The sequence below is a fragment of the Pseudomonas sp. HK3 genome (genome assembly GCF_052920985.1).
The window spans coordinates 60151-72094 of the sequence record NZ_JBREXD010000003.1; the positions used below are offsets into that span (position 1 = coordinate 60151).

Genomic DNA, 11944 nt, shown 5'->3' on the forward strand with positions numbered 1-11944 from the left:
AATTAGTCTATTATTGTATTTAGCTAAGGTATTAGCGTGGATTTAAAGCGGTATATAAGGATATGAATCAAAACACTCAGTCAACAGTCTTTATCTGTGCCGATCCTAAAGACACTGCAGATATTATTTACACCATCAACCGTGTTGTTATCCAGTTGGGCGGCTTGCCGATTTCATTTTATTTTACGCCAGATTCTGGCGACTATGATTGGCCAATGGTGCGTAAAACCATAGATTCTTCGGATGTCTTCATCTTATTAGTTGGCGATGGATACGGTGCACTGTCGGATAGTGGTGAAAGCTATATTCACCGTGAAGCCGTGTATGCCAAAAGCAAACATAAAAAAGTGGTCGCATTACTTAAAAATACCGAGCTTAAAGGCATGGTCTCTCAAGATGTGCAGCGTTTGCGCGCACTGCACCGTTTAACGATGTCTGGCATATTCAAGTACTGGAGCTACAAAGAGGATTTATTGTTAATTGCTCGTCAGGTATTGAGGGATGTGTTGAAGCCGCAACTTGGCTTGGCCGAGAGCAATAAACGTTCAGAAGTAGAAACGGTATCGAACCTGCATGCGGCTATTACAGACGCCTTGTTTGGCATGGAAACCTATCCAATGCGATTTACCGGCAAAGTCTTTGCCCATGGCAATTGCCATGAAGTAACAAGCAATATTTTGTTAACGTGGGAAATGGCGTTTTTAAGCATTGGATCCATGATGACATCGCCAGTCACCGAAGATCGAATGCGTTCCGTTTTAGAAGACTATGTCGAAGATAACTATAAAGAAGAATTCATGAATGCCATCAAGGACTCGCACGCTTTGTCTGGTGTGCGCTGTAATGACATCGAATTCCAGCGTTTGAAGGCTTATCTAAAAGGCGCAGGCGTGATTGAGAATGTGGCCAAAGAGCGTTCAGGTTTGAAAAGTTATTGGCAGTTGACGCCATCGGGCGAGAGCCGCTTGCATAAGTTATTGATACCTAATAATTAATTTATGTTTTAGAACGCCGTTTTGCTTTACCGATAGATAGAGGCTTTTGTATATATCCGATATACTTGCCTTTTTCTAGGGCAAGTGTATGAAGTTCGTATTCATTTTTCTCTTATCTTTTCAGCTTTTAGCCTGCTCACAACAACCTGAATCACTCGATAAGATCCATGGTTATACCATGGGCACCAGTTACAGCGCTCAGTGGCGTCATGTTGCCAGTGTTGATACACAGCAAGCCCAGTCGGACATTAACAAGATTTTACTGATGATTAATCAGCAAATGTCGACTTATCAAAAAGACAGCGAGTTAAGCATTTTTAATTCAGCAGATGCGCCCCATGAACAAAAAGTAAGCCCAGAGCTTTTTGAGGTCCTTGAGTTATCGCTATCATTACATGGCCTTACCTCTGGGTATTTTGATATATCAGTGGGGCCAGTGGTTAATTTGTGGGGCTTTGGGCCAGACAAAATGCCAACACGCTTACCAAGCGATGAGCAAACTAAGCAGGCTCAGCAGCAAGTTGGGTTAGAGCAAGTTAGCTTGGCTAATTTAAGTGTTCGTAAAACCGAGCAGCGCTACTTAGATTTATCTGCCATTGCCAAGGGTTATGGGGTTGATAAAGTAGCGGACTACCTTGAATCGAAAGGCATTACCCATTATTTAGTCGAAATTGGTGGCGAGATGCGTGTTAAGGGGAGAAAATCACTTGAAAACCCTTGGCGTGTGGCGGTTGAGAAGCCAGATGAGGGTCAACGCAGTGTTCAAAAGATCATCGAAATGAAAACGGGTGCCATGGCCACATCAGGGGATTATCGTAATTATTTTGAAATGAATGGTCAGCAATACAGTCATAGTATTGATCCTTTTACGGCTAAGCCGGTCAAGCATACCTTGGCTTCAGTGACTATTATTGATGAAACCTGTGTCCGTGCCGATGCGCTCGCGACTGCTATGCTTGTAATGGGGGCCGAAAAAGCCAAAGCGTTTGCCGTTGAACACAAATTAAAAGTCTATCTAATTGAGCGAGGCCCTAACGGCTTCGGTGAATACACAACGCCAGAGTTTGAACGCTGGCAAGCTAAGTGAGGTTTCCCCATGGAAATGATATTTGTCGTGTTTGTTTTCATGCTATTAATCATTGCTTTAATGGCAGTCGGCGTGTTGCTTGGTCGAAAGCCCATTAGTGGATCCTGCGGTGGCATGAGCGCCATCGGGATGGAATCAGCGTGCGATGTATGTGGCGGCGATAAACAGAAATGTGACACAGAAACGAAAAAAGTGGCTGGCAATGTAACCGCAAATTTAGGGTATGACGCAAGCCAAAAATAATATGTATAAGGAGTGTTGAATGGCTGATTACCATTATGACGTCATTGTTTTAGGAACAGGCCCTTCAGGCGAGGGTGCTGCTATGAACGCGGCAAAAAAAGGCAAAAAAGTGGCGGTAGTAGAAGAGGCTCCGGCTGTTGGTGGGCATTGTACTCATTACGGCACAATACCCTCTAAAGCATTGCGTCACTCGGTTAAGCAAATCATTTCATACAACACTAACCCGATGTTTCGTGATATTGGCGAGCCTAGATGGTTTAGTTTTCCGCGCGTATTAAAAACAGCTGAACGGGTTATCGCTAAGCAAGTTAAATTACGGACTGAATTTTATAGCCGTAATCGTGTGCATTTATATCATGGTCATGGCAGCTTTGTTGATGCTCATACGATTGAAATTACAGAAGGGCCCGCGTCAAGTACTCGCCTACATGCGGAGCAAATCGTACTTGCCACCGGTTCGAGCCCATTTCGTCCTGCGGGCGTCGATTTCAATCATGAGCGTGTTTATGATTCCGACACGATTTTAAAACTAGAGCATACACCGCGAACCATTATTATTTATGGCGCAGGTGTTATTGGCTCTGAATACGCCTCTATCTTTAGTGGTCTTGGTGTAAAAGTTGATTTGATTAATCCAGGCGAGCGCTTATTGCCTTTCTTGGATGATGAAATCTCAGACGCTTTAAGTTATCACCTGCGTGATACTGGTGTTTTGATTCGTCATAATGAGCTGTTTGACTCAATAGAGACAGATGAAAACAGTGTGATCATGCACTTTAAATCGGGTAAGCGAATCAAAGCCGATGCACTTTTGTGGGCGGCAGGGCGTAACGGCAACACAAAAAATATTGGGCTAGAGCATGTGGGTGTTGAACCTAACAGTCGTGGCCAAATTGAAGTGGATGAAAACTATAAAACCAGTGCCGACCATGTTTATGCGGTAGGTGACGTTGTTGGTTGGCCAAGTCTTGCAAGTGCCGCATACGACCAAGGACGAAGCGCAGCAGCGCATTTAGCTGGTGATGATGACTATTGGTTTGTAAGTGATGTGCCAACAGGTATTTATACGATTCCAGAAATCAGCTCGGTTGGTAAAACTGAGCGTGAACTGACCAATGAAAAAGTGCCTTATGAAGTAGGGCAGGCATTCTTAAAAAGTATCGCCCGTGCTCAGATCACTGGGGAAAGTGTAGGGATGCTGAAAATTTTATTTCATCGCGATACGCTTGAAATACTTGGTATTCATTGTTTTGGAGACCAAGCGTCAGAGATCATTCATATCGGTCAAGCCATTATGAAACAAGAAGGCGCGGGTAACACCGTTAGCTATTTTGTGAATAATACGTTTAATTACCCGACCATGGCAGAAGCTTATCGGATTGCCGCTCTTAATGGTTTAAATCGAATAGCGTAGTGCTGAGTGAGCATTCTTGAGTAAGCAAAAAAGCGAGCATTGCTCGCTTTTTTTGTGCCCGCGTTTTGTCTAAATAAAAAATGATCAAGATCTGAAAGTGTTACTTTTTAATGTCCTTATATACTTTATCTAATACCCGTTTTTATACGGACGATGGTCATGTTATTGCCCGTTATTGTTTGCTGATGATAGCTAATAAGCGCAACTGAATTTACCAGATCAAAACCTGGTTACTGCTAGTTAATCGATTAGGCAGATACGTTAAAACGAAAAAATGATGATTTATTTAAAATTGATATGTGTTGAAATGGAGGTGCTTAAAAAAGCAGTCGGTCAGGCAAGATTAGAGTTTAATTCTAATCTTATTATTACGCTGTAGGGAATTAAAATGATAATTGCAATTGTAAAAGCATCCATTAAAGATAATAAACATGAGCAACTAAGAACGATCGCCAACATACTTCAATTTGAATATGCCCCTAATGAAGATGGTTGTGAACAATACGAATCTTTTATTGATGGCAATACCTTTATCACCATTGAGCGGTGGCGTGATCAGGCATCTCTGGATATTCACTTAAACGCAAGTCATGTTGAGGAATACGTTCCCCAGTTAAGGGAGTGTGTTGTTGATGGTTGTTTTGATGTTCAGTTTATTGAAGCCAGTGGTATTAACTTTACGCGGGTGTAGTTTTGTCATGAATTTTCTTATTTAGTTTTTTGTCAGCGGGAATTGCTTTTGCAGACAAGTTTAAACTTACTCCGCTAGGTCAAGTAATTTTGATAAAAGGTTACTTGACAGTATCATGCGTTATTTATGGGTTCTGTGTTTAATCGCCTTATATAGCTGTGGCTTATCAAGCAGTATTTGTTAATGCTATAAATTTTATTACATAACGTTACATTTCACTTTAAAGCATGAGTCATGCACTTTTTATGTTCGGGTTTTGATCAAAAGGGCAATGAATAGCTAAAATTTGCTACTTCGTGCACATTTACCTGCTTAGTAAATATTATTATCTAGTACTATATGCTTAAATATTGTTCAAACTGAATTCTGTTGTAGTTTTAGATAATAAGAAGTGAATACCGATGGCGTTAATAAAATACCTGCAAATTTTAGCAAAGCATGATGGTTCTGATTTGTATTTGAGCACGGGCGCGCCTCCTAGTGCTAAATTTCAAGGAACATTAAAGCCGTTAGGTAAAGAGCCGCTACAACCAGGTCAAATTGCAAAAATGATTGAATCCGTTATGGATGCAGATCAGAAAAAAGAATTTGAAGCCGAACTTGAATTAAATATGGCCATTAGTTTACCAACTGGTGGGCGTTTCCGGTTGAATATGTTTCGTCAACGCAATGAAGTTTCATTGGTTGCACGAAATATCGTAACCGATATTCCGCGTTTTGATGATTTGGGATTACCTCAGGTACTAAAAAAAGTGATTTTAGCAAAACGGGGTTTGGTTTTATTTGTAGGCGGAACAGGCTCTGGTAAATCGACCTCTCTAGCGTCGTTAATTGATCACCGCAATACCAATGTGCCTGGGCATATTATTACAATCGAAGACCCAATTGAATTTGTGCATACGCATAAACGTTCCATTATCAATCAAAGGGAAGTGGGGGTTGATACTAAAAGTTTTAAAGCGGCGTTAAAAAATACGTTACGCCAAGCGCCTGATGTTATTTTGATTGGTGAAATTCGGGATCAAGAAACCATGGAGCATGCATTAGCATTTGCTGAAACAGGTCACCTTGCGATCTCGACATTGCATGCAAACAATGCCAATCAGGCATTAGATCGTATTATTAATTTCTTTCCTGAAGAACGTCATAAGCAATTGCTGCAAGACCTTGGTTTAAATTTACAAGCCATTATTTCTCAACGTTTAATTCCGACTGTTGATGGTAAGCGTGTAGCCGCAGTTGAAGTCTTATTGGGTAATAAAACCATTCAAGACTTGGTATTCAAAGGTGACACGGATGGCATTAAAGAAATTATGTCAAAATCAGAAAATTTGGGTATGCAAACTTTCGATGCCGCATTGTTTAAGTTATATCAAGCTGGGAAAATTTCATTAGAAGAAGCTTTAAAGAACGCTGACTCAGAGAATAACTTACGCTTAAGAGTCAAGCTAGCCGATGGCAGTGACTCAGATGCGTCGCAGGCAAGCCCAATGGCGGGTCTATCGTTACAAAAAACATCGGAAGAATTAGCGAAAGAAATACAAAAAGAACGTGAAGATAAAGAACTAGAAATGTTGATGGCTAAAACGGGTTGATGAGTCAGGCAGGTTAAATTAGTTGTTACACCCTAATCCGCAAGGGTTGAGGCTGTAGATAAATCTGTGTAACTGCTTATCATCAAAGCCAGAAATGGCTAAGGATAGGCAGCAATGAACAAAGAAGCACTAGAAGCCTTTGCCCGCGAAGCGGCAAAGGGTATTAAAACAGAACAAGACCTTAATGAATTTCGTCAGATGCTCACTAAAGTGACAGTTGAGCGGGCTTTAAATACTGAGCTTGATGAGCACCTTGGTTATGAACGGAATGAAGAATCCTCTAACTCCAATAGCCGCAATGGCACCACCAGTAAAACTTTACGCACCGAAGATGGCCAGTTTCAACTAGATACCCCTAGGGATCGCGAAGGCTCTTTTAATCCTAAATTAGTAAAGAAAAATCAGACTCGGTTTACCTCGATGGACGATAAAATTTTATTTTTATACGCCCAAGGCATGACCACACGAGAAATCGTTAAAACGTTTAAAGAACTGTATAACGCAGATGCCTCTCCAAGCCTAATTTCAAAAGTCACTGATGCGGTCATTGAAGAAGTGATTGAATGGCAATCTCGTGAATTAGATGCGGTGTATCCCATTGTTTATCTTGATTGCATCGTGCTTAAAATTCGTCAGGACAAACAGGTGATCAATAAATCAGTTTACCTTGCCTTAGGCGTCAACATGGAAGGCCACAAGGAGTTATTGGGCATGTGGCTATCTGAAAACGAAGGGGCTAAGTTCTGGCTAAATGTTCTGACTGAGCTGCAGAATCGTGGTGTGAAAGACATTCTCATTGCTTGCGTGGATGGCCTGAAGGGCTTTCCAGATGCTATCAATGCCGTCTATCCAGAAACGCAAATTCAGCTGTGCATCGTGCACATGGTGCGTAACTCAGTGAAGTACGTTCCTTGGAAAGATTACAAAGCCGTCACCGCTGATTTAAAGAAAATTTACCAGGCCGCGACTGAGGAAAGTGCCTTGCAATCACTGTCTGATTTTAGTGAGAAGTGGGATGGTCAATATCCACAAATCAGCCGATCTTGGCGTAATCACTGGGAGAATTTAAATACGCTTTTTAACTATCCTGCTGATATCAGAAAAGCCATTTACACAACCAATGCCATTGAATCTCTGAACAGCGTTATTCGAAAAGCGACGAAAAAACGAAAAGTATTTCCAACAGAAGAGTCGGCTAAAAAAGTGGTTTACCTTGCGGTACGACAAGCTTCGGAAAAGTGGACTATGCCGATAAGAAACTGGAAAACGGCCTTGAACCGATTTATGATCATGTTCGAAGACCGTTTGAAAGATTACATTTAAAACTGGCGGTTACACAGAATGGCTTACATCCTCCAAGGGTTAGGGTGTGATTTATGTGTATATTATTTAACTAAACTCACAAATTTCGCGTCGATATCTTTTGCGTAGTAAGCAAGGCCAAATTTGTTCATATAGTCTTCGCGGTTAAGCTCCATTGCGTTTGCTTGAATGTCATCTAGATCAAACTCAATGCTTTTTGCTGCGTATATTTCTTCTAAATATCCCATGTATGGATTCAAGTCCATAAGCATCACTACGGCACCGACATCGGTTTTTACACTGTTGTTGGTTTTATCATCAAGGGTTACTTTAATGATCTCTGGCGTTTCATCGCTTCCTGTGTGGACCTTACGAGCGCGTACTTTTTCAACGGCCCAGTAGTACGCTAATTCTTTGCTTTGAGTTAGGTATACAGGCTCTTTGCGTTCTGTGTAGCTGTTACCAATGGTCGCCATTGCCTTCTTGGTGGCTTGGTTGATTTCTTGGTCGCCAGAGCGTTTCAAGCCTTGTTTGATGATTTGTTGAGCTAGGCCAGAGGTGGTGCCGTGATACCAAGTGTTGCTTGTTTCAAAGCCTGTTTCACTTAATAGGGTTTCACTGTCTTTTAGGTGATTAGGGGTATCAATATTCGTGGTCATACATACTCCGATAGGCAGAGCCGTGTAACAATCGGTGTCACGGCTAATATGCGCGGCATTATATCAAAAAACGCCTTAATTGTTATCTCTTCACAAGAGGCTTGCTGGAGTGTGCTTTTTGGCCATATTTATGGGGGCTTAAAATTCAGAACGCAGGCGCTCTAGTCGACTGCGGTTTGCTCCTAGGTCACTGTATCCTAGGCGAGATGCTGAGCGCATATGTATCTGGGTGTCTGTAATAATGAACTCGACATCATCAACAAACCCCCAAAAAGACGAGGTGAACTCGGCTCTTATGTATTGAGGTTCGGTTTTTATAAGGGATACATTGGCGTGCTGGCTCAATAACTCATATAGGCGTTTATGCTTTTGCTCAATGCTCAGTGTTGACTCTATGGGGGCAATAAAGTGGCTATCATCTTTGTCTAATACACTTGAAACACAGTTGGGTGAGCTAGGACAGGGGGTAAGTGTTGAGGGGGAATCTGTGAAGGTTGGAGGCGAGCCAGCACACCCTGAAAGAATACTTGGTAGCAATGCGATGATTGCAATCTTGGTGTAGTAAGTGATGTGCATTAGAAGGTTCCTTCTTTATCGCTATATTGACGTTGGTCCACCTTATAGCAATATTCGGCTTTCAATAAGTTTTAAATAAATTTTATGATAAAGCTTGTTACGCTTTGCACAAAACTGTGCGTTTTTTCGTGTGTGAAATGGTGCTAGGTTAGGTTGTTATCAGTCGTGATTTTGTATGTAATCTAAAGCGGTCTGCCTAAAATAAGTCACTTGCCTGTAGGGCAATATAACGGGGTCGGGGTCAACAACGTAAACGTCTATTTTATTTTTCATGGCGATATCCAATGCGATGTTCGTGATATTCACACTGAATGATGTTCCCATGAATACGATTTTATCGGCTTGTTTCATTCGCTCTTGTGCTTGGTCAATTTGATATAATTGAGTGTAGTATTCATCAAATAATAAAACGAATGGCTTGTAGCTTTCATAAAGTTTGGGTGTTTGATTGATATTGAAATACTGCATCAGTGATTGCGTTAAATTAGATTCATCAATGGATTCCCAAGGGGCATCGAGTACATCAATGTTATCACCTTGTTCATGAAACAAAGTAACTTTGTCGAGCCTGCCGTGAATGGCTATGTAGCGTTGGTTTCCCGCTTTGCCATCTAAGCCATCGATATTTTGAGTGACTAAGTTTTTATTGGCCAGCCAGTGATGCACATCGTTAGGACCGTGGTGACGATAACTGGCGAAGCGATTGTAATACCAGGCTAAAAACTCAGCGGGTTCGTTTTGGTACATGGCACGTGTCGCCATTTCCATTGGTGTGTAGTTTTTACTGCCGATTGTCCAAAAGCCATCTTCACCGCGAAAAGTGGGAATGCCACTTTCTGCGCTGACGCCTGCGCCAGTAATGTATAGCGTGTTTGTGCTCATGTTAATTTAGGCTTCTTGTCTATTGAGTGGCGCAAGTACTTCTCTTGCCGCTTGTGGGAAGTCACTGATGATGCTGTCGACGTTGCAATGGAATAATCGACACATTTCATCGGCATCATTCACTGTCCATACGCTGACCTTTAACCCTTTGCGTTGTGCTTTTTTCACATAGCTTAAGCGAGCAAGACTCTTATTTAGGCATAAGTGTGTGCACTCTAATGCAAGCGCTGTTTTTAAGCCGTTAGGAAGTGGCCATTCTTGTACGTAGCCTCGTTCAATGTGTGGAATACTGCGTTTAAACGCACGTAAAATACCGATGTGCTTTGATGTAATGACGACTTTGTCTTGTAATTGAAAGCGCTCGATTAATTGAGCCATGGGTTGTAAAAAACCAGGGTTGCTCGACAGGGTTTTAATTTCAAATTGCCAATGAACAACGTTTGGACAAGCTGCAACCACTTGCTCAAGGGTTGGAATACCTTGTTGAGTGCCTTTTAATACAGTTGAGCCAAGTACGTGAGCCGTACTGCGGCTGACACGTAATTGACTATTGGCAAGGCGCATTAATTTTTCGTCATGAACGACCATGAGCTGACCGTCACTGCTTAGGCGAACATCAAGTTCAAAGCGGTCAATACCTTGGCTTGCCGCTAATTGAAAGCCCGCTAGGCTGTTTTCCATGGCTACCCCTTTGGCGCCGCGATGACCGTATATTTGCATAATGTCTCAAATTATTTTTTAAGGGTTGTATCTGTGTACGCGAATGCTGGGTAAAAAAGGATGATCTTCAATTTTACGATCGCTGCGTACGGCTCTTTGTCGTTCAGTAGGTGGATCGATTTCAGGCTCATTGTGTTGTGGTAATGTGTGCTCTTTATGGGCCTTAAACAAAATAGGTAATGAAATATTCATAGCGTGGCGTAAAGGTACTTCGCCATCATCATAAAATAAATTAGCCCGCATTGTGGGGGCTAAATTTTGCACTTTTGCTAGCGGCGTGTTGCTCGATAGTTTTGATACAGACGATAATTGAGCCTGAATATGCGAACTACCTGTGTCTAGGCGTGCCAATGCATCATAGGCTTGTTGCACCGAAATTTTTTGAATGCTTCTACCTGAGTGGTACCAATTAAAACCAATGCGCGTGGGTGTGCGATTAATAACCGTTATTGTGCGCCATGTTTGTTTTAAATGCAGACGGCTAAGGCCAGAAAAATGCAGTTGTGTTTGTAGTGTCGGGTGGCGGCGAGCCAGTTGGCCTTTGAGTTCTAACCACTGTTGTTTGTTTTGCTTTTGTAGAATTTGTACTTGTTGTTTAAGCGTATCTTTTAAATTATTAACAGTGTTTGCTAATGCGAGTGTGCTTTCCGGTACCGCAATAAAACCAAAACAGCTACGGGTTTCTCTGCCATCTTGCCCGTCTTTGTACCAAAAATCGCTGAGCATGTTACACGCTTTATTCAAAGCAGTGGTGCCGTTAGATTGCTCATCTTCAGTGAGTGGTAGCCAATGTCCTTGATGATTTGAACGAATACTAAGGCAAAGTGTTTGCGTTGTTTCAACCAATTCATCAAAGGTGTGTATGAGCTCTGATGTGTTCATTTTTATACCGTTATCTTTTTCGGTAAGCATAGCGTTATAAAATATGTTTGAACAGGTGTTATGCGATGATTTAATGGGTTTGTGTGTGACGTCATAAGCCTAGCATGCAGCTAGAATATGACAGTTAAATTACAGTTATTTAAAGCTCGATCAGTTGCATAACAATCATACGCAGCGCTAAAAGCGTCAGTATTGCTTTGAATAGGGTGCTAAAAAGGCGTTCTGGTAAAAAGCCTCTTAGCTTACTCCCAAGATAAGAACCTATTATGGCAGCGATGCTGAGAAAAATTATTGGTTCAATGGCGGGTAATACACTGACGCCGACTAAGCCAAATAAGATGACTTTACTGGCGTGGCTGGTACTCATAATGACGGCATTGCTTGCCACAATGGCATTTTTACTTAGTCCCTTAGCTAAGAGAATGGCGTTACCTAATGGGCCAGTAGCCCCCAATGCCATGCCTAGGCTGCCTTGAAGTATGCCCATGCTTAGCATGGGTTTTGGCAGCGAGAAGGGCATTGAGATACCTTTGCCCCAAGTAAGAAAAAGTATATAGACGCCTATAATTGGTTGCATCCAGTTCCAATTTGCAGTGCTAATAAAAGGGGTAATGAGTATCGCGCCGATTAATGTCCCAAATAAAATAGGTGAGATCACATGCCAATTGATATGGGGAATAGCGAAAGCCGCCCGACTGGCATTACTCGATAATTGAATAACAGCATGAAAGGCAATGAGTAATGGGGGGTCAATGTAAATGGCCAGCAATGCAAAGAGCATGATGCCACCGCCTTGGCCTAATATGGCCGCAATACCACTGGTTAATATTGCGGCAATTGTGAGTAAGCTCATATCAAAATCAGATATATTCATTACACACTCATTGCTTCAAAACAT

Annotated in this window: 13 protein-coding genes; 7 read left to right on the top strand and 6 right to left on the bottom strand. The window is 41.9% G+C overall.

Translation table 11 applies throughout. The features are described 5' to 3' along the window. Positions 1-62 precede the first annotated feature (62 nt). From ACU6U9_RS15595 to ACU6U9_RS15625, 7 genes are all read left to right on the top strand, one after another. Positions 63-995 carry a DUF4062 domain-containing protein gene (locus ACU6U9_RS15595; protein WP_446735939.1) on the top strand — a complete coding sequence of 311 codons (933 nt, stop codon included), beginning with the start codon at positions 63-65 and terminating at the stop codon, positions 993-995. Positions 996-1083: 88 nt separating this feature from the next. Further along, positions 1084-2082 carry an FAD:protein FMN transferase gene (locus tag ACU6U9_RS15600; RefSeq protein ID WP_446735940.1) on the top strand — a complete coding sequence of 333 codons (999 nt, stop codon included), beginning with the start codon at positions 1084-1086 and terminating at the stop codon, positions 2080-2082. 9 nt (positions 2083-2091) lie between these two features. Then, a complete protein-coding gene (nqrM, locus tag ACU6U9_RS15605) occupies positions 2092-2325 on the top strand; it encodes a (Na+)-NQR maturation NqrM (protein ID WP_446735941.1) in 234 nt (77 codons plus the stop codon). Between the two features lie 19 nt (positions 2326-2344). Then, a complete protein-coding gene (gene sthA, locus ACU6U9_RS15610) occupies positions 2345-3739 on the top strand; it encodes a Si-specific NAD(P)(+) transhydrogenase (protein WP_446735942.1) in 1395 nt (464 codons plus the stop codon). Between the two features lie 388 nt (positions 3740-4127). Further along, entirely contained in the window at positions 4128-4430 is a 303-nt protein-coding gene (locus ACU6U9_RS15615) for a putative quinol monooxygenase (RefSeq protein ID WP_446735943.1), read from the top strand. Between the two features lie 401 nt (positions 4431-4831). After that, complete coding sequence (locus ACU6U9_RS15620; RefSeq protein ID WP_446735944.1) at positions 4832-6025, top strand: PilT/PilU family type 4a pilus ATPase; 1194 nt, start codon at positions 4832-4834, stop codon at positions 6023-6025. Positions 6026-6139: 114 nt separating this feature from the next. Next, complete coding sequence (locus ACU6U9_RS15625; protein ID WP_446733082.1) at positions 6140-7348, top strand: IS256 family transposase; 1209 nt, start codon at positions 6140-6142, stop codon at positions 7346-7348. Positions 7349-7410: 62 nt separating this feature from the next. Here the strand turns inward: ACU6U9_RS15625 and ACU6U9_RS15630 are convergent, their stop codons facing one another. The 6 genes from ACU6U9_RS15630 to ACU6U9_RS15655 all read right to left on the bottom strand — a co-directional run bounded on the left by ACU6U9_RS15630 (position 7411) and on the right by ACU6U9_RS15655 (position 11920). After that, the gene (locus tag ACU6U9_RS15630) at positions 7411-7986 is read right to left on the bottom strand and encodes a hypothetical protein (RefSeq protein WP_446735945.1); all 576 of its coding nucleotides are present in this window, start codon (positions 7984-7986) and stop codon (positions 7411-7413) included. 138 nt (positions 7987-8124) lie between these two features. Continuing rightward, positions 8125-8562, bottom strand: coding sequence for a DUF1499 domain-containing protein (locus tag ACU6U9_RS15635; protein WP_446735946.1), 438 nt, complete (start codon positions 8560-8562; stop codon positions 8125-8127). 159 nt (positions 8563-8721) lie between these two features. Beyond that, a complete protein-coding gene (locus ACU6U9_RS15640) occupies positions 8722-9444 on the bottom strand; it encodes an SIR2 family NAD-dependent protein deacylase (protein ID WP_446735947.1) in 723 nt (240 codons plus the stop codon). A gap of 6 nt (positions 9445-9450) precedes the next feature. After that, complete coding sequence (locus tag ACU6U9_RS15645; RefSeq protein ID WP_446735948.1) at positions 9451-10164, bottom strand: glycerophosphodiester phosphodiesterase; 714 nt, start codon at positions 10162-10164, stop codon at positions 9451-9453. 18 nt (positions 10165-10182) lie between these two features. Further along, positions 10183-11046: a hypothetical protein gene (locus tag ACU6U9_RS15650; protein WP_446735949.1), complete on the bottom strand. Its 864-nt coding sequence runs from the start codon at positions 11044-11046 to the stop codon at positions 10183-10185. Between the two features lie 139 nt (positions 11047-11185). After that, positions 11186-11920, bottom strand: coding sequence for a TSUP family transporter (locus ACU6U9_RS15655; protein ID WP_446735950.1), 735 nt, complete (start codon positions 11918-11920; stop codon positions 11186-11188). Positions 11921-11944: the final 24 nt, after the last annotated feature.

Excerpts from the sequence above, each read along its gene's own strand:
- nqrM (WP_446735941.1), top strand. The coding sequence starts at position 2,092 with ATGGAAATGATATTTGTCGTGTTTGTTTTCATGCTATTAATCATTGCT.
- sthA (WP_446735942.1), top strand. The coding sequence starts at position 2,345 with ATGGCTGATTACCATTATGACGTCATTGTTTTAGGAACAGGCCCTTCA.
- ACU6U9_RS15635 (WP_446735946.1), bottom strand. The coding sequence starts at position 8,562 with ATGCACATCACTTACTACACCAAGATTGCAATCATCGCATTGCTACCA.
- ACU6U9_RS15650 (WP_446735949.1), bottom strand. The coding sequence starts at position 11,046 with ATGAACACATCAGAGCTCATACACACCTTTGATGAATTGGTTGAAACA.
- ACU6U9_RS15640 (WP_446735947.1), bottom strand. The coding sequence starts at position 9,444 with ATGAGCACAAACACGCTATACATTACTGGCGCAGGCGTCAGCGCAGAA.
- ACU6U9_RS15645 (WP_446735948.1), bottom strand. The coding sequence starts at position 10,164 with ATGCAAATATACGGTCATCGCGGCGCCAAAGGGGTAGCCATGGAAAAC.
- ACU6U9_RS15630 (WP_446735945.1), bottom strand. The coding sequence starts at position 7,986 with ATGACCACGAATATTGATACCCCTAATCACCTAAAAGACAGTGAAACC.
- ACU6U9_RS15615 (WP_446735943.1), top strand. The coding sequence starts at position 4,128 with ATGATAATTGCAATTGTAAAAGCATCCATTAAAGATAATAAACATGAG.
- ACU6U9_RS15600 (WP_446735940.1), top strand. The coding sequence starts at position 1,084 with ATGAAGTTCGTATTCATTTTTCTCTTATCTTTTCAGCTTTTAGCCTGC.
- ACU6U9_RS15595 (WP_446735939.1), top strand. The coding sequence starts at position 63 with ATGAATCAAAACACTCAGTCAACAGTCTTTATCTGTGCCGATCCTAAA.
- ACU6U9_RS15655 (WP_446735950.1), bottom strand. The coding sequence starts at position 11,920 with ATGAATATATCTGATTTTGATATGAGCTTACTCACAATTGCCGCAATA.
- ACU6U9_RS15620 (WP_446735944.1), top strand. The coding sequence starts at position 4,832 with ATGGCGTTAATAAAATACCTGCAAATTTTAGCAAAGCATGATGGTTCT.
- ACU6U9_RS15625 (WP_446733082.1), top strand. The coding sequence starts at position 6,140 with ATGAACAAAGAAGCACTAGAAGCCTTTGCCCGCGAAGCGGCAAAGGGT.